Here is a 16,167-nt window from a genome sequence, read left to right as displayed (position 1 = left end):
ATCCGGGACCAGTCGGCCCAGCATTTCGCCCGCCTCGGCGGCAGCCTTTACCGTGTCCGACGAGACCTGGCTGATCTCGGCCGCGGCACCCTGGCTGCGCTCGGCAAGCTTGCGCACTTCGGATGCGACGACGGCAAAGCCGCGGCCATGCTCGCCGGCACGTGCCGCCTCGACTGCAGCGTTGAGTGCCAGCAGGTCGGTCTGACGGGCGATCTCCTGGACGATGCCGATCTTCTCGGCGATCATCTGCATCGCGCCCACCGCCTTGTTGACGGCCTCGCCGCTGCTCTCGGCATCCCTGGACGACTGGCGCGCGATCTTCTCGGTCTGCGCGGCATTGTCGGCGTTCTGCTTGATGTTCGCAGCCATCTCTTCCATTGAGGCAGAGGCCTGTTCGGCGGCAGCGGCCTGCTCGGTCGCGCCCTGCGAGACCTGTTCGGAGCTCGAGGACAGTTCCTGGCTGCCGGCGGCCACGTTGCCGATGGCGGCGGTGGTGTCGGCGACGACGATGCGCAGCCGCTCGACCATCGCGATCAGCGCATGGCCCAGCTTGTCCTCATCGGACAGCGCGGTGTGCTGCACGGTCAGGTCGCCATGCGCGATGGTTTCGGCGAGCGCCGCGGTCTGGCGCAGATTGGCGGTCATGCGGTTGACGGTATCGACCAGGTCCTTGATCTCGTCGTTGGTGGTAACCACGACATCCTTGTCGAGATCGCCGATGGCAACGGCATCGATGGCCGTGCTGACATTCTTCAGGCCTCGCGAGATGGTCAGCGAGATCCAGATGGCGGCGGCAATGCTCGCGATCATGGCGACAACCAGCAGCCCGATGAACAGGTTGCGCGCGTCCGCATAGGCTGCATCACCCTCGGCGCTGGCCTTTTCGCCGCCCTCCACGTTCAGCTTGACGAGCTTGAGCAGATCGTTGGAGAAGTCGTCGAACAGCGTGACGCTGCTGATCAGCATTGCGGTGGCTTCGGCATTCTGATTGTTGCGCGACAGCGCAAGGAAACGTTCGCTAGCCCGCTGATATTTCGCGAACTTCTCTTCGAAGCTCTCGTAGATCTCACGCTCGCTATCGGACGAGATCAGCTTTTCGTAGCGGCTGCTCTGCGTTTCGATTTGCTTGGCGATAGCGTCGATATCGCCCTCGACCTTGCGCATTTCCTCTGGGTCGGTCGAGACGACGTGGCGATACTGCTTGATCCGCAGGTCAGAGGTTGCGGTGTTGAGCCGGTGGATGGCATCGATGCTGGGCATCCAGTTTTTCGCCAGATCGGTCGACTTGTCGTTGATGGTCGACATGTTGGTGATGCCGAAAACACCGAGAATGCCGGTGATCAGCAGCAGGAAGGCGAAGGCGCCCGCCAGTTTTGCCTTGATGGTTGCACGCATGGGTTCAGTCTCACTTCGGTCGAATGGGGTGGGCGCGCGGGGACGCTCGCCACCTGGGGTGGTCAATGGGTGTCAAAAATTCGGATGGGGTCTTGCGTCAGACAGGCCGGATCATGCTGCCTCTCCAAAATCGGCATCATCATCGTCGGCCACGCCGCGTTCAAGATCCAGCGCAAAGCCCTTCACCCGCTCCTGCTGATGCGCCACGCTATCGGCTTTCGGCCTGGCAGCGGCGGGCCTGACGGGCTTGGCGGTCTTGCCGACGGGCCTGGCGGTTCTGGCAGCGACAGGCCTGGGCGTCTTGGGCCGGGAGCGGGGGGCTTGCCGCTCGTCAAGCTGGAAGAAGGACACGGTCTGCTGCATCTCCTCGGCCTGGCTGGCCAGTTCCTCGGAGGTGGAGCTGATCTGCTCGGAAGCGCTGGCATTCTGCTGCGTCACCTTGTCGAGCTGCTGGATCGCCTCGTTGATCTGTTCGGTGCCGATATCCTGTTCGCGGCACGCGGCGCTGATCTCGGACACCAGTTCCGCGGTCCGGCGGATGTCCGGCACCAGCTTGTTCAGCATCTCGCCGGCTTCTGCGGCGGCCTTGACGGTCTCCGACGAGACCTGGCTGATTTCGGCCGCGGCACCCTGGCTGCGCTCGGCGAGCTTGCGCACTTCGGAGGCCACCACCGCGAAACCGCGACCATGTTCGCCGGCACGCGCGGCCTCGACCGCAGCGTTGAGCGCGAGCAGATCGGTCTGGCGCGCGATTTCCTGGACGATGCCGATCTTGTCGGCGATCGTCTGCATCGCGCCCACCGCCTTGTTCACCGCCTCGCCGCTGACCTCGGCATCCCTGGCCGACTGGCGCGCGATCTTTTCGGTCTGCGCGGCATTGTCCGCATTCTGTTTGACGTTCGCAGCCATCTCTTCCATCGCCGCAGAGGCCTGTTCGGCAGCGGCGGCCTGCTCGGTCGCGCCTTGCGATACCTGTTCGGAGCTCGACGAGAGTTCCTGGCTGCCAGCGGCGACCTGCGCTGCGGCATCGGTCACGTTCGAGGCAAAACCGGTCAGGCTCTCGATCAGGTTGTTGATCGAATCCTTCATCCGGCGATGGTCGCCTTCGCATTCGATCTCGACCCGCTCGGTCAGCACCCCGGTGCTCACCAGATCGAGCACCCGGTTGCCCTCGGCGATCGGCAGCAGGATGGCATCGAGCATGCCGTTGATCGAACCAACGACGCGGCCGAAATCGCCCGGGAAGTCGCCGGCATTGCCCCGCTCTTCCAGCCGCCCAGCGGCGGACGCGTCGATCAGGCGCTGGATTTCACCGATGATTGCCTGGAAATTGGCGCGCAGTAGCTCGATCGTGTCGTTGATGAACGCCTTCTTGCCGGGCAGCTGCTCCATCGGCGCGTTGAAATTGCCCTCGCCGAATTGCTGGATGCAGGCCATCGCCTTTTTCTTGGCGGCAATATGGTTGGCGACCATCAGGTTGATGCCTTCGGCCATCTTGGCGAAATCGCCCTCGAACTTGCCGACGGGCACGAACACGTCGATATCGCCCCGATCATGCTCGGCGGACATGGTGTTCATCTCGCGGATCAGCCCGCGCAGATTGCCGCGCAGCTGCTCGATAGTGTCGTTGATGAACGCCTTCTTGCCCGGAAGTTTTTCGAACGGGACATCGAAATTGCCGCCGGCGAATTCCTTGATGCAGGCCATCGCGCTCTTCTTGACCGTGATATGCGCCTCGACCAGTTCGTTCACCTTCTGCGCGATCACCGCATATTCGCCCGGATAATCTGCCGGGCGCAGTGCGACGTCGATATCGCCGCGCGCATGTTCGGCCAGCACATGGTCCACCCCGGTGCGCAGTGCCTGGACAGGCCTGTGTGCGGTGTCGAGCAGTTCGTTGACCGCCAGCAGCATCGCGCGCGCGCCGCCGGTGGCGCTCATCGCATCGGCCCGCGCCGCGCTGTCTCCCCCGGCCAAGGCGCGCGTGACGCGTTGGACCTCTTCGGTGGCATGGTCGAAATGCGAACTCGACTTCAGGGAAACATACGGACGCATGGCTTGATCCTCTCTCTAATGTGCCACGGCGGGATAGGCGGTGCCGCTCTCCGGCGACTTGGTATTGAAGATGGCGGACAGATCGGGCAGCACGACGATGCCGCCGGCTTGGCGGACGAGTTCGTGCACGAACTCGCGGCGCCAGCGCATTCCGACCACGGGCGGCTTTTCGCTATCCGCGTGGTTCAGCGTCGCGACCTCGTGCACCTTGTCGGTGCGGATGCCGATCTGGGTCGGCTCGCCGTCGATGGCGATCTCGATCACGATGATGCGGCTGTCGATGGTGTTCTCGGCTGCCGGCATGTCGAAGGCCAGCCGCAGGTCGGCGATCGGGATGATCTTGCCGCGGAAATTGACCACGCTGCGCACCAGCGGCGAGGCGCCGGGCACGATCGTCTCGGGCAGCAGATCGAGGATCTCGCGGACCAGCATCGCTTCGACCGCAAAGGTTTCGCCCGCCAGGTCGAAGGTCAGCACTTCCAGCTGGCCATCGGCATCCCAGCTCGCTGCGGATATCGGGGTGAGTGTGTCCTGCATGGGCTTATCCGGCGGCGCGCAGCCGCTCCTCCTGTTCCTGGCCAAAGGCGACGAGCTGGACCGCATCGAGGATCAGCGCGACGCTGCCGTCGCCCAGAATGGTCGCGCCGGCGAAGGTCGCGACATCGCGGTGCAGTGGCGACATGGACTTGATGACGGTCTGGTGGCTGCCGATGATCTGATCGACCACCAGACCGACGCGTTCGCCGCCGGTGGTGATGACCACGATCTTCTGGTGCGGATCGGGCTTGGTGCCGGTGGCGAACATCTCGCGCAGCCGGATGAAGGGCACCAGCCGGTCGCGCAGCGTGATGAAGCTGCGTCCGCGTGAGCGCATGTCCTCTTCCAGGCTGAGCTCGATGCACTCCTCGACCACCGCCAGCGGGATGACATAGCAACCCTCGCCGACACGCACGAGCAGGCCTTCGATGATCGCCAGGGTGAGCGGAATGCGCAGCACCACGGTCGATCCGTCACCCGGGTTGGAGGTGATGTCGATCGTGCCGCGCAGGCTCTCGATCGTGCGCTTGACCACGTCCATGCCGACGCCGCGCCCGGACAGGTTGGTCACCTGCGCTGCGGTCGAGAAACCGGGATGGAAGATCATGTGCAGCAGTTCGGAATCGCTGATCTGCGCGCCGGGCTCGATCAGGCCTTGCGCTTCGGCCTTGGCGCGCACGCGTTCGCGGTTGATGCCGCGGCCATCGTCGCGAATGGTGATCAGCACCTCGCCGCCCGCCTGATGCGCGCTGAGTGTGACATGCCCGGCCTCGGGCTTGCCCGCTGCCACGCGCTCTTCCGGCGTTTCAAGCCCGTGATCGCAGGCATTGCGGATGAGGTGCACCATCGGATCGGCCAGGCGCTCGATCACCGTCTTGTCGACCTCGGTGGTCTCGCCATGAGTCGAAAGCTCGATGGTCTTGCCGGTCTCGCGCGCCAGATCGTGCACCAGGCGGCGGAATCGGCCGAACAGGCTGGCGACGGGAACCATGCGCAGCACCATCATCGTGTCGCGCAGTTCGCTGGCGAGCCGCTCGATATCCTCGGCGACCGAGCGCAGGGCCAGTTCGCCCGCCGGGCCGCGAACGCCCTGGTTGGAAAGCTGCGCCAATCGGCTCTGCACGATCACCAGCTCGCCCACGCGGTCCATCAGCACGTCGAGCCGTTCGGCCGGAACACGCACGCTTTCCTGCGCCTTTGCCGGGGCGGCCTTGGCGTTGCGCGCGGCGTCGCCGGTCCCTGGCTCCATAGCGGCTGGCGTCGCCGGTGTGCTTGCGGCCGCCCCGGTGTCCGCGACAAATTCGGTGGCCGGCGCGATTTCGGCTTGCGTTTCGTCGGCGTCGTCCGCCTCGATCGGCACGATGTCGAGCGTCATGTCGTCCATCACGAAGATGAACACATCCTCGATATCCGCGCGCGAGGCATCACCGCGCAGTTCGACCTGCCAGCCGAGATGGCATTGGCTGGCATCCAGTTCGTCAAGCGACGGGATCTGGTCGGTCTGCGCGGTGACTTTCGCGTCGCCCAGCGACCGCAGCTCGTCCAACAGCATCAGAGGGTTGGTGCCATTGGTCATGCAATCGGTCGGCAGGCGGAAGGTGATGCGCCAGCCAGCAGCGGCGGGCGCGGAAACGGGGGCAGCAGCGGATGCGGCGGCGGGCTCGGCAGCCACGGACGCGTCTGCGGCACCGATCGCCTGGTGCAGGCGGCCGAGGATTTCGTCGCCGACCGCCTCGAGTCCTGCTCCATCGCCATCGACCAGCGCCTGCATGTGATCCATCGCGGACAGGATCACGGCGACCAGTTCCTCGGTGGCGGGCACCTGGCCCTTGCGAACGCGGTCGAAGGCGGTTTCGCAATGATGGGTGAAGCCGGCCAGAGCATCGAAGCCGAACATCGCCCCCGACCCCTTGAGCGTGTGGAGACCGCGAAACACGCTGTCGACCAGATCGCGGCTGGTCAGATCGTGCGAGAGGTCGAGCAGCGCCTGTTCGATGTCGCCGAGAAGCTCGCCGGCTTCGACGCGGAATGCGGCGATGGGATCCTGCGCGGTCACCGGCCGAGCACCTTGGCAGCGATGCGGAGGAGCTGCTCGGGCACGAACGGCTTGACCAGCCAGCCGGTGGCCCCGGCAGCGCGCGCTTCCTGCTTCATCGCCTCATCGGATTCGGTGGTGAGGAAGATGATCGGTGTTCCGAGCTGGATCGGCAGCTTGCGGATTTCGCGGATCATCTCCAGCCCGTTCATGTTGGGCATGTTGAGATCGGCGATGATCATGTCGAACTTGGCAGCCTTGGCCTTGTTCAGGCCGTCCAGGCCATCCACGGCCTCGCTGACATCATAGCCCGCGCCATTGAGCGCGATGCGGATGGCCATGCGAAGGCTGGATGAATCGTCAACAGTCAGGATCGAGGCAGTCACTGCGGGAGTCCTCCATGGAGCCAGGAATTGAGGTTAGCAGTTGGTAGCAAATCGGCGAGGCCGGCACGGGCCAGGGTCGCGGCGAGCTTGTCATTGGCGTCGTCGGTAAATGCGACGGTTTTTCCATGCTTTACCGCATACACATGCGCGGAATAGACCGTCTGGAAAAACGAAAGGTCGACTTCCTGCAGTTGCGATGCATCGATTGTGACTTTGTCACATTCGCCCAGCGCCGTCAGGAGCTGATCTTTTAACGCGGCGGAATTCTGGATATTGGCAGAGCTGCCAACATTAAAGGTCTTGTGCATGATATCGTCCCCCCGGAACTTGACAGACTTTTATGTCTGACTTCGTCAAATAATGGTTAACGCCGGAGCAACCATAACCCTGATGACGGGTGGGCCTGGGAAGGCGAACGGGTCAGAGGGGCCACGTGTTCGGCCAATCCTGGAATTCTGCTCTAAAATCGCGGTTTTAATTGGCAGTAAAAACCCATGATGAAGGTCGGGTTACCAGTGTGACAAGGCATCAAGGAGCCGCACAAAGCTGCGGTACAGGGCAGTTAATTTCCGGTATAGCGCAGAAATGAAGATAAAACCGAATTTCTACAAGTTCTATATTGGTGATCAACTTGGCTGACGAATGGTAGCGATTCGTCACGATCCGCCCTGGCCGACAGCCGGGACCCCAGACGTGGATGCTTGCCCCGTTTCGGGCAGCGGTCTATCTGGACGGCCTGCCATTTCCCGGCCCCCGTTGCGGAGTTTCTGATGCGCCATTCCCTGTTGCTTGCCTCTACCGCCCTGCTGATGTCTGTACCTGCCCTTGCCGAAGAGGGCATGTGGCTGCCGGGCCAGACGCCCGCGCTGGGCGACAAGCTGAAAGCGGCAGGATTGGAGCTTTCGCCTGCCGATCTCGGCAACCTCAAGGCGGTGCCGCTGAATGCGATTGTATCGCTGGGCGGATGCTCGGCGTCGTTCGTCAGCCCTGAAGGGCTGGTCGCGACCAATCATCACTGCGTCTATGGGTCGATCCAGTATAATTCGAAGCCCGGCCAGGACTATCTGACCGATGGTTTTCTCGCAAAGACCTATGGCGACGAACTGCCCGCCGCACCCGGATCGCGCATCTATGTGATCGAGGATCTGCGCGACGTGACGGCGGTGATGAACAAGGGCATCACCACCAAGCTTTCGGGGCTCGATCGTTACAACCGGCTGGAAGCGAACCGCAAGGCGCTGATCGCCGAATGCGAGAAGCAGGCCAATCGTCGCTGCGACGTGCGCCCGTATTTCGGCGGGCAGACCTATTTTCTGCAGCAGCAGCTCGAGATCAAGGACGTGCGCCTGGTCTATGCGCCGGCGGGTGGCATCGGCAATTTCGGCGGCGAGACCGACAACTGGCAATGGCCGCGCCATACCGGCGATTTCGGCTTCTACCGCGCCTATGTCGCGCCTGATGGTTCGTCCGTGCCCTATGCCAAGGAAAACGTGCCGTACAAGCCCAAGTCCTGGCTCAAGATCGCCGACAAGCCGCTGCGCGAAGGCGATTTCGTGATGGTCGCAGGCTTTCCAGGCGTGACCCAGCGCCACTGGACTGCTGCCGAGGTGCGCCATAATTTCGAGCAGGTCTATGCGATCGACCAGCAGTTGCGCGCCGATTACTCGGCCGCGATCGAAAAGGCGGTGAAGGGCAACAAGGATGCCGAAATCAAGTACGCCTCGATCCTAAAGGGGTCGGACAATTACAAGAAGAAGCTGCTCGGCGAGATTGCCGGTGCCGATGCCATCGACCTGCTGGGTCGTAAGGACAAGGCCGATGCCGATTTCCGTGCCTGGGTGGCAGCGGACCCTGCACGCAGGAAGATGTACGGTCAGGCGCTGACCGATCTCGACGCGCTGGTCGCCGAGTCGAACCAGGCGCGGGTGGACAATCTGCGTCTCGCCACGATCAACCGCGCGCAGCTGCTGTCCGCCGCGCAGCTGCTCTATCGCTGGGCCAAGGAGCGTGAAAAGCCCGATGCCCAGCGCGAGCCGGGTTTCCAGGATCGTGATCGCCTTTCGATGCGCGAGCGGCTGACTCAGGTCGAGCGCCGCTATGATGCAGGCGTCGACCGGGTGCTGTTCCAGCAGGCGCTGGGCGAATATGCCAAGGTCGCAGCCGACAAGCGCAACGCGCCGCTCGAAGCAAAGATCGCCGAACTGGGCATGGACCGGCTCTATGCCGATACGCGCCTCGGCGTCACCGCCGACCGGCTCGGCTGGATGGACAAGCCCGCCGCTGAATTCGAGGCTTCGAGCGATCCCTTCATCCAGCTCGCCGTCGCGGCCTATCCGGGGCAAAAGGCCGACGAGGAAAAGGCGAAGGAGCGTGCAGGTCGCCTGCAGGCGGCACGCTCGGCAGTGATGGCGGGGCAGCTCGCCTTCGCCAGGGAGCAGGGCCGCACGCTCTATCCCGATGCCAACGGATCGCTGCGCTTCACCTATGGCAAGGTGACGGGCAAGCAGCGCGATGGCCTGATCTGGACGCCGTTCACCACCGCCGAAGGCCTGGTCGCCAAGCAGACCGGACGCGGCGAATTCGATGCGCCCAAGGCCGCGATCGACAAGCTCAAGGCGCGCGATTTCGGGCGCTATGCCGACGAGAAGCTGGGCACGCTGCCGGTCGATTTCCTCTCTACCGTCGACATCACCAACGGCAATTCGGGATCGGCCACGCTCAACGCGCGCGGCGAATTCGTCGGACTGGCGTTCGATGGCACGCTCGACGGAGTGGTGTCGGATTGGTCCTATGATGCCGCAATCAACCGCACCATCCATGTCGACAGCCGCTTCATGCTGTGGACGATGGACAAGGTCGATGGCGCGCAGCGCCTGCTGACCGAAATGGGCGTCGGCCAGTAAGGTTTCTCTACAGGGGCAGCGCTATCCGGCGCTGCCCTTTCGGGTGCGGAACAGCTCGCGGTCTTCAGGGCCGAACCCGCGCCGCCAGATCACCCAGCCATAGACGCCCAGAATTGCGGGGATGCCAAAGGCGAGCTCGGCCCATTCGGGCAGCTTGGTAAAGCCCCAGCCCACTGCCGTCGCCGCCGCTGCCGCCCAGACCAAAGCCCATCGCCAGCCATTGACCGGCGCATCCAGCAGCTTCGAGAGCAGCCGCGCCTTGACGATCGAGGCAAAGCCGAGCGCGAGCGCGAGCGCCAGCGCGACGCTCGCCGCCTGGAACAGCGGGGGAAGGCCCATCGCCTGTGCGGTGAGGATCAGCGCGACGCTCAAACCGCCCTGCAGCGCCAGCATGGCGAGCGAGATCATCAGGTTGCGGTGGCGCGCGATATAGACGAGCGCGGCCTCGCTCACGGCGGCGGTGGCCGCGACCACCTCTGCGGCCAGCAGGAATGCCAGCGCACCCGTCCCTCCGACAAAATTCGGGCCCACCAGCCCCATCACGCCCTCGCCCGGAATGCCGAGCGCCAGAGCGACGCCGAGCTGTGCGGCGATGATCCAGAAGCCGACCTGGCTGACCTGGCGCGCGATCTCGGTCATCTTGCCGCTCTGCAGGTTGCGCGCGATCACCGGGCCCAGGATCGGGTCGAAGCTGGTCTTGAGCTTCTGCGGCAGGCTCGCGACCTGCTGCGCGATATAATAGATACCGACAACGGCCGGCGAGGCGAACAGGCCGAGCACCGCCAGATCGAGTCGGCGGCTGCCCCATTCGATCGCGTCGGCTGCGGCCAGCGGGGCGTTGCGCCGCGCCATGTTGGCGAGCTTGAGCGGACGCGGCTGCCAGCCGATCGGCAGCCCGTAATTGCGCAGCATCGGGATGATCGAGGCAATGAACGCGGCGACCATCGAGGCGATATAGGACAGGATCAGACCGTCATCGGGGGTGAGGTAATAGAAGATCCAGGCGGTGATGCTGATCGTCCACGGTTCGATGATCGAGCGCGCGCGGACTGTGGCGGCAATGTCGAACCGATAGGCGAGCGCGGCCAGCGCGACGTCCGATCCCGCCACCGCAAAGATCACCAGCGGCAGCAATCGGTCGATCTCGCCTGCGGTGCTGTTGGGGAACATGATCTCGGGCAGCAGCAGCAGAAAGGTTGCAGCCAGGGCCGAGGCGATGAAGCTTACCAGCAGCCCGTCGGCCACGACCTGGGTGTGCGGGCGCGATGTGCGCGCGAGCTGGGCGGCAAGACCGCGTTTCAGCCCCAGGGTCGCGATCTGCGCGGCGAACTCGACCACCAGCACCGCATAGGCGAAGCGGCCCAGCGCCTCGGCCCCGTAGAGCCGCCCGGCAATGAACAGGAAGGGAAGGCGCGCGGCCAGCCGCAGCAGAAAGCCGAGGAAATTGGTCCGCCCGCCCTTGGCGAGTGCCTGAATGTCGCCGCTCTGCGCTTCGGCTCCGCCCTCCGGCACAGCCTTGCCCGGCCCGGATACCATATCCGGCGAGCCAGGGTCATTCTGCGGTGGCGATGATGTCAAAACGTGCTTTCCAGGCCCAATCCCGGCACGCTCTTAAGCAGCTTTGGCACGCTTTGGCTAGGCGGCGCGTGGCGGGCACTGCTGACGCACCGTGCGGGAAAATTTTTTACAGGGCTTTGCAACCACCTGTGGACCCACCCGTAGTGGCGTTCATGCATCGTGCATGAAACAGGGTAGTGGAGCGAAATATGCGTAAACTGATTCTCACCAGCGTTGCCAGCATCGGCCTTATCAGCCTCGGCGCTTGCCAGAGCGAACAGGCCGACCAGGTCGAAGACCAGGCGGAAGCCCAGGCTGACGCTATGGAAGATGCCGCCGACCAGGCCCCGACCGAAATGCAGGAAGACGCCATGGAAGCCCAGGCTGACGCGGTCGAAGAAGCTGGCGAAGAAAAGGCCAACGCGATGGACGACAACGGCGAAATCGCTCCGAGCGAGGTTCCCGGCACGACCACCGAGAACAAGTAAACCTTCCCCTTCGAAGGTAACAGGCGGCGGCGGACCCTATGGGTTCGCCGCCGTTTTTTGTTTGTCATCACAAGAGTCATGGATCTGCATCCGAAACGGACCAGTCAGGTGCTGTGAACAGGCCCAGAATGCCAGCTCGCGATTGACCTGTTGGAAAATGTTGCTGATATGTTCTTGCCGTTTTTCCTGACAGGAGCGGCAAGATGCGGGATTCGGCGCGTGGGCAGCAAAGCGGCTTTGCACTCTGGATGCGGACGGGGCGCTGGCCCGATCCTGGTGCAGGCGCCGCGATCGAGCGCAAGTTCAACCCGTGGCACGACCCGGACGACGGGCGCTTCACCTTCGCGGGCCAGGGCAGGCGCTATGGTCCCGGCGGCGCCGCACCTTCCAGCGGCGCGAAGCCGCGCAAACGCGGCAATCCGGGCAGCGGACCGTTTGGCGGTGCGGGTGCAAGCGGCTCGTTTGGAAAGCCGGCACCGGTCAAGCCAAAGCCAAGGCCAGCGCCACAGAAGCGCCGGCATCTGCCAGGCAGTCTTCCTGCCAAACCCGCGCCGTGGCCAAGGCCTCCTGTCAGGCCTGCGCCAGTCCGTCCGGACAGAACGCCTCCGCTGCGACCCGTCAAGCGCAACGGATATACATATCACCTCGATGAAAATGGCGACCCGCATGAAATCGAGGTACCAAAGCTGGGCACCGAAGCGCAGACGCCACGCTCACGATCGGCGCAGCGGAATGCGGGCAAGCCTGACCGGCTCCCCACCGATGATGGAGGCCATTTCATCGCGCATCGTTTTAATGGTCCGAATGATGCCTTCAACCATTTTGCACAGGACAGGTCGTCGAACCGTGGCCGTTACCGCGTGGTTGAACAGAGATGGGCTGACGCCCAAGCGGAAGGCAAGGATGTGTCGTTCAAAATGAGGATCGATTATCCAAAAGGATCAAGACGGCCTGACTTTGTCCATATCTGGTATAGCGCTGGCGGGCCGACTATCTATGAAAAGATAGACAATCGTCCGACTCATTCTCCAGTGAGTCCCAAAACACGGAGAAAAAATGAAGGACTGGAAAACTGAAATGGCTGACATCATTTATGACGTCGCCTGCAACCTGGCCCGCAAGCATGGGGACGACAATCGAGGAATCCTTGTTTTGGCTGACCTTTATGGAGGCGTTGGCTATTCGGTCTATGTAGGCCGGGAGCGCTTCGTGGAGTATATATTCGTCACCGAAGACGAGTTCAAGAATGTCGATCTTCTCAATGATCTCAGGTTCGTTCCGCCGCCTGACAAGGTGCCGCTAGGAATCGAAATTTTTATCCAAGATGGCGGGGCGTCCTCAAAAATAGTGTATCCGCAGGATGTACCCGAAGATCAGCTGCCCTATGATGACCGGGAGTCATTCGTCATTTCCTATTTTGGGGATTATCCCATCAGATATCCGCCAATGCCCAGCGTCGCGCAGAAACTTCCTCGTTCGGGTTGGCGCACGAAGATGCGCTGAGCGACGGGCAGAGCCGTGCCTAGTGTTTGACAGGGGGAAACAATGTGGAACGTGGGGCCCAGGCGATGGAAAGGCGAACTGATTGCTGATCTCGCCTCGACCCTGCGCGCAGAGACCAGTTTCAGTCCGCTGGGCACGCTGTTTATCGCGTTAGTTGAAAGTCGGTACATCAGCCTCGCGCGTTTCCTCGATCGTGGCAGTTATATCGCCTTCGCGCAGCCCGATTATGAAAAATATCGCGATACGCTGCTAGAGCTCTGGGTCCTGGAGCCGCTCGGCAGCCGCTGGGACGAGATGCACTATCTTGTCCGTGGAGGCGACACGCGGATCACCTATCTCTATCCCGAGGATATCGAGACCGACATTCCCGAGCTCGACCGCTGGCGCGGCGCGGCGCAGGCCGCGTTCGGCGTGAAAAGGATCGTCTTCCCGCATGGTAGCGGCAGCGCCCAGATCAGATAGCGCTGCCGATATGCCTCACCCGCTGTTCCGCAGCGCCGTCGCGATCGCGTTGATCGACAGCTGGATGCCCTCGGATATCCGCTCGTCCGCCTCGCCTGCGCGGTGGCGCTTGATCAGTTCGATCTGCAGCAGGTTCAAGGGCTCGATATAGGGCAGGCGCAGCCGGATCGAGGTGTCGAGCGCGGGGTTGTTCGCCAGCAGCCGCGACTGGCCCGTCACGCTCAGCAGATTGTCATGCGCGGCCTGCCAGCCGGTGCGGATTTCCCCGAAGACAAGCTCGCGCAAGCCCTCGTCGGGCACCAGCCCGGCATAATGGCGCGCGATGGTCATGTCCGACTTGGCCAGCACCATCTCCATATTGCCGAGCAGCGCCTGGAAGAAGGGCCAGCCCTGCGCCATGTCGGAGAGCAGCGCCTTGTCAGCAAAGCCGCCCAGCGCCTGGCCCACGCCGTACCAGCCGGGCAGCATGATGCGCGCCTGTGCCCAGCTGAACACCCAAGGAATGGCGCGGAGATCCTCGATCCGCTGGCTTTTCGATCGGCTGGCGGGGCGCGATCCGATCTTCAGATCGGCAATCTCGCTGATCGGCGTGGCAGCGCGGAAGAACTGGTTGAAACCCTCGGTGCCATAGACCAGCCCGCGATAGGCGCGGAAGGCATCGCGCGAGATCATGTCCATCGCTGCGGCAAAGCGCGTCTCGTCGGCCTCGCTGAGGCCATCATGGTCGAGCGTCGCGATCAGCGCGGCCGAGGTGATCGCCTCGAGATTCAGCTCGGCGCTTTCCACCGTGCCGTATTTGGCCGCGATGACCTCGCCCTGTTCGGTGATGCGGATGCGGCCCTGCACCGTGCCCTTGGGTTGCGCGCGGATCGCGGCAAAGCTCGATCCGCCGCCGCGCCCGACCGCGCCGCCACGCCCGTGGAACAGCTGCATCGCGATACCGGTCTCGGCAAACACCTTGGCCAGCGCGCGGCTGGCATGGTTGAGCGACCAGGTGGAGGTGAGATAGCCGCCGTCCTTGTTGCTGTCCGAATAGCCGACCATCACCTCCTGATAGCCGCGCGCCTTCACCAAAGCAGCGATTTCAGGCAGCGCGAAATAGGCGCGCATGATCTGCGGCGCATTCTCGAGGTCGCCGATCGTTTCGAACAGCGGCACCGCCATGATCGCGGCCTGCGGCACGGGACCGGGGCGGAACAGTCCAGCTTCCTTGAGCAGCAGGTTGACCTCCAGCATGTCCGAGACGCTTTCGGCCTTGCTAATATTGTAGGCGGTGATTGCCTGCGGGCCGTAGAGCGCGTGCGCCTGCGCCGCCGCCTCGACGATCGCGAGCTCCTTGACCGTTTCCTCGCCATAGTCGTGCCAGCGGTTGATCAGCAGCCGCGCATGGCCAAGCTCGCTTCGCAGCAAGGCGATACGCGCAGCCTCGTCGAGCGCCGAATAATCCGCGCAGACCCCCGCGACCTTGAGCAGCTCGCCAACGACGCGCTCGTGAACGTCGCTGTTCTGGCGAAGGTCGAGCGTCGCGAGGTGGAAGCCGAACACTTCGACCGCGCGGATCAGCCGCCCGAGCGCGCCGCCGCTGGCCAGCAGGCGCGCGCCATCATCGGCGAGGCCATTGGCCAGCACCGCCAGATCGTGGCGCAGCTCGCCGGGCGTGGCATAGGCTTCGCCTTCGATGGCAGAGGGTCGCGGCGGCTGCTTGCCGGTCAGCGCCACATGCGTGGCGCACAGCCGGGCGTAAATGCCGGCCAATGCGCGACGATAGGGCTCGTCTGCGCGGCTCGGCGCATTGTCGCCGCTCCTTTCGGCAAGCGCCTGCACGGCGTCGGGGGTCTGCGACAGGCCGGTGGCGATGCTGAGATCCTGGCCCAGCGCGTGGACGCCATCCAGATAATGGACGATCGCGGTTTCCGCCTGCCGTCCGAGCGCGTGGCGCAGCGCCTCTGCGGTGACGAAAGGATTGCCGTCGCGGTCGCCGCCGATCCAGCTGCCCAGCCGCAGAAAGGCAGGCGGGCGATGGCCGAGCACGCGTTCCCATCGTGCATACAGCATCGGCAGCACGGGCAGGAACACGTCCTGCATATAGGCGCGCGCATTTTCGACCTCGTCGGCGACGAACAGCCGTTCGCGGCGCAGCGGGCGGGTCTGCCAGAGCAGCGCGATCTGCCGGTGGAGCGCCTCGTCGATCCGGTCGCCATGGGGGGTCTCGTTCAGCCCCGCGTCGCGCAGCTTCATGAGGTCGGCGACGCGGTTCTTGTGATCGATCATCGACTTGCGCCGCACCTCGGTCGGGTGCGCGGTCAACACGGGAACGATCAGGCTGTGACCCAGCAGGTCGCCGATTGCGGTGTCGCTGACACCATGCTCGCGCAGTCGCTCGACCGCCTCGGCGAGGGTCGCGCCCTTTTCTTGCGCCACGCCCTGCCGGTCCTCGGCAAGGTTGGCGAGCATCGAGAACAGCATGAAGCCGCGCACGAACGACAATGTGTCGTCGAGGTTGAGGGCCTCGAGCCCGGTATCGATCTCGTCCGCGCCCGCAACGCCGCGATGCCGATCGACGCTGGCCGAGCGGATATATTCGGTCTGGCGGAACAGCTTCTCGCCGCCATAAGCGCGGATGACATCGCCCAATATCCGGCCGAGATAGCGGATATCCGGGTTCTGACTGATCGGGGCGAGGTGAGCGGTGTCAATGTCGGCCATGCGCGCATGCTGCGCTGCAAAATGGATCGGGTCAAGTATGTGTGCAGGACTTATGCAATCGATTGTAACCAATTGGGCGCATGCAGTCCCGAAAAGTCTCGAATTTGTCATGGCTTCGTGACAGAGCGGCGGCAGCTTTG

General features: G+C 63.6%; 12 protein-coding genes and 2 pseudogenes. 5 read left to right on the top strand and 9 right to left on the bottom strand.

What is annotated here, in order from left to right:
- From AX725_RS21740 to AX725_RS02800, 7 genes and pseudogenes are all read right to left on the bottom strand, one after another.
- Positions 1-786, bottom strand: a pseudogene (locus AX725_RS21740) (methyl-accepting chemotaxis protein); the annotation flags it as partial.
- Between the two features lie 78 nt (positions 787-864).
- A pseudogene (locus AX725_RS21735) lies at positions 865-1,395 on the bottom strand (MCP four helix bundle domain-containing protein); the annotation flags it as partial.
- A 111-nt stretch (positions 1,396-1,506) separates the two neighbouring features.
- Entirely contained in the window at positions 1,507-3,450 is a 1,944-nt protein-coding gene (locus tag AX725_RS02820) for a methyl-accepting chemotaxis protein (RefSeq protein WP_066110724.1), read from the bottom strand.
- Between the two features lie 15 nt (positions 3,451-3,465).
- On the bottom strand, positions 3,466-3,987 hold the full coding sequence (locus AX725_RS02815; protein WP_060979341.1) for a chemotaxis protein CheW: 522 nt from the start codon (positions 3,985-3,987) through the stop codon (positions 3,466-3,468).
- A gap of 4 nt (positions 3,988-3,991) precedes the next feature.
- Positions 3,992-6,043: a chemotaxis protein CheA gene (locus tag AX725_RS02810; RefSeq protein ID WP_060979342.1), complete on the bottom strand. Its 2,052-nt coding sequence runs from the start codon at positions 6,041-6,043 to the stop codon at positions 3,992-3,994.
- A complete protein-coding gene (locus AX725_RS02805; RefSeq protein WP_081097116.1) occupies positions 6,040-6,408 on the bottom strand; it encodes a response regulator in 369 nt (122 codons plus the stop codon). The genes AX725_RS02810 and AX725_RS02805 overlap by 4 nt, the downstream gene beginning before the upstream one ends.
- Positions 6,405-6,716, bottom strand: coding sequence for an STAS domain-containing protein (locus AX725_RS02800; protein WP_060979344.1), 312 nt, complete (start codon positions 6,714-6,716; stop codon positions 6,405-6,407). Before AX725_RS02800 ends, AX725_RS02805 begins: the two co-directional genes overlap by 4 nt.
- A gap of 462 nt (positions 6,717-7,178) precedes the next feature.
- Between AX725_RS02800 and AX725_RS02795 the strand changes: the two genes are divergently transcribed.
- Positions 7,179-9,311: a S46 family peptidase gene (locus AX725_RS02795; RefSeq protein ID WP_060979345.1), complete on the top strand. Its 2,133-nt coding sequence runs from the start codon at positions 7,179-7,181 to the stop codon at positions 9,309-9,311.
- A gap of 21 nt (positions 9,312-9,332) precedes the next feature.
- On the opposite strand, the gene AX725_RS02790 is transcribed toward AX725_RS02795, so the two are convergent.
- Positions 9,333-10,847, bottom strand: a complete 1,515-nt coding sequence (locus AX725_RS02790; RefSeq protein ID WP_060979346.1) for a lipopolysaccharide biosynthesis protein — start codon at positions 10,845-10,847, stop codon at positions 9,333-9,335.
- A 230-nt stretch (positions 10,848-11,077) separates the two neighbouring features.
- Here AX725_RS02790 and AX725_RS02785 point away from each other — a divergent pair, with 230 nt between their 5' ends.
- The 4 genes from AX725_RS02785 (at position 11,078) to AX725_RS02775 (ending at position 13,321) form a co-directional block, all read left to right on the top strand.
- Complete coding sequence (locus AX725_RS02785) at positions 11,078-11,356, top strand: hypothetical protein (RefSeq protein WP_060979347.1); 279 nt, start codon at positions 11,078-11,080, stop codon at positions 11,354-11,356.
- A 203-nt stretch (positions 11,357-11,559) separates the two neighbouring features.
- Complete coding sequence (locus AX725_RS20310) at positions 11,560-12,432, top strand: DNA/RNA non-specific endonuclease (protein WP_081097145.1); 873 nt, start codon at positions 11,560-11,562, stop codon at positions 12,430-12,432.
- Position 12,433: 1 nt separating this feature from the next.
- A complete protein-coding gene (locus tag AX725_RS02780; RefSeq protein WP_066117356.1) occupies positions 12,434-12,859 on the top strand; it encodes a hypothetical protein in 426 nt (141 codons plus the stop codon).
- A 42-nt stretch (positions 12,860-12,901) separates the two neighbouring features.
- Entirely contained in the window at positions 12,902-13,321 is a 420-nt protein-coding gene (locus AX725_RS02775) for a hypothetical protein (protein WP_060978074.1), read from the top strand.
- Positions 13,322-13,336: 15 nt separating this feature from the next.
- On the opposite strand, the gene ppc is transcribed toward AX725_RS02775, so the two are convergent.
- Positions 13,337-16,027, bottom strand: coding sequence for a phosphoenolpyruvate carboxylase (gene ppc / locus AX725_RS02770; RefSeq protein ID WP_060978073.1), 2,691 nt, complete (start codon positions 16,025-16,027; stop codon positions 13,337-13,339).
- Between the last annotated feature and the right edge of the window lie 140 nt (positions 16,028-16,167).

Origin of the sequence: Blastomonas sp. CCH9-A1 (assembly GCF_001557175.1) — a bacterium.
In the GTDB taxonomy this organism is placed as follows: Bacteria; Pseudomonadota; Alphaproteobacteria; order Sphingomonadales; family Sphingomonadaceae; genus Blastomonas; species Blastomonas delafieldii_A.
The sequence above is the reverse complement of the archived record's forward strand: the minus strand, read 5'-3'. Positions and strand labels throughout refer to the sequence as shown.

Excerpts from the sequence above, each read along its gene's own strand:
- AX725_RS02775 (WP_060978074.1), top strand. The coding sequence starts at position 12,902 with ATGTGGAACGTGGGGCCCAGGCGATGGAAAGGCGAACTGATTGCTGAT.
- AX725_RS02795 (WP_060979345.1), top strand. The coding sequence starts at position 7,179 with ATGCGCCATTCCCTGTTGCTTGCCTCTACCGCCCTGCTGATGTCTGTA.
- ppc (WP_060978073.1), bottom strand. The coding sequence starts at position 16,027 with ATGGCCGACATTGACACCGCTCACCTCGCCCCGATCAGTCAGAACCCG.
- AX725_RS02785 (WP_060979347.1), top strand. The coding sequence starts at position 11,078 with ATGCGTAAACTGATTCTCACCAGCGTTGCCAGCATCGGCCTTATCAGC.
- AX725_RS02815 (WP_060979341.1), bottom strand. The coding sequence starts at position 3,987 with ATGCAGGACACACTCACCCCGATATCCGCAGCGAGCTGGGATGCCGAT.
- AX725_RS02820 (WP_066110724.1), bottom strand. The coding sequence starts at position 3,450 with ATGCGTCCGTATGTTTCCCTGAAGTCGAGTTCGCATTTCGACCATGCC.
- AX725_RS02800 (WP_060979344.1), bottom strand. The coding sequence starts at position 6,716 with ATGCACAAGACCTTTAATGTTGGCAGCTCTGCCAATATCCAGAATTCC.
- AX725_RS20310 (WP_081097145.1), top strand. The coding sequence starts at position 11,560 with ATGCGGGATTCGGCGCGTGGGCAGCAAAGCGGCTTTGCACTCTGGATG.
- AX725_RS02780 (WP_066117356.1), top strand. The coding sequence starts at position 12,434 with ATGGCTGACATCATTTATGACGTCGCCTGCAACCTGGCCCGCAAGCAT.
- AX725_RS02790 (WP_060979346.1), bottom strand. The coding sequence starts at position 10,847 with ATGGTATCCGGGCCGGGCAAGGCTGTGCCGGAGGGCGGAGCCGAAGCG.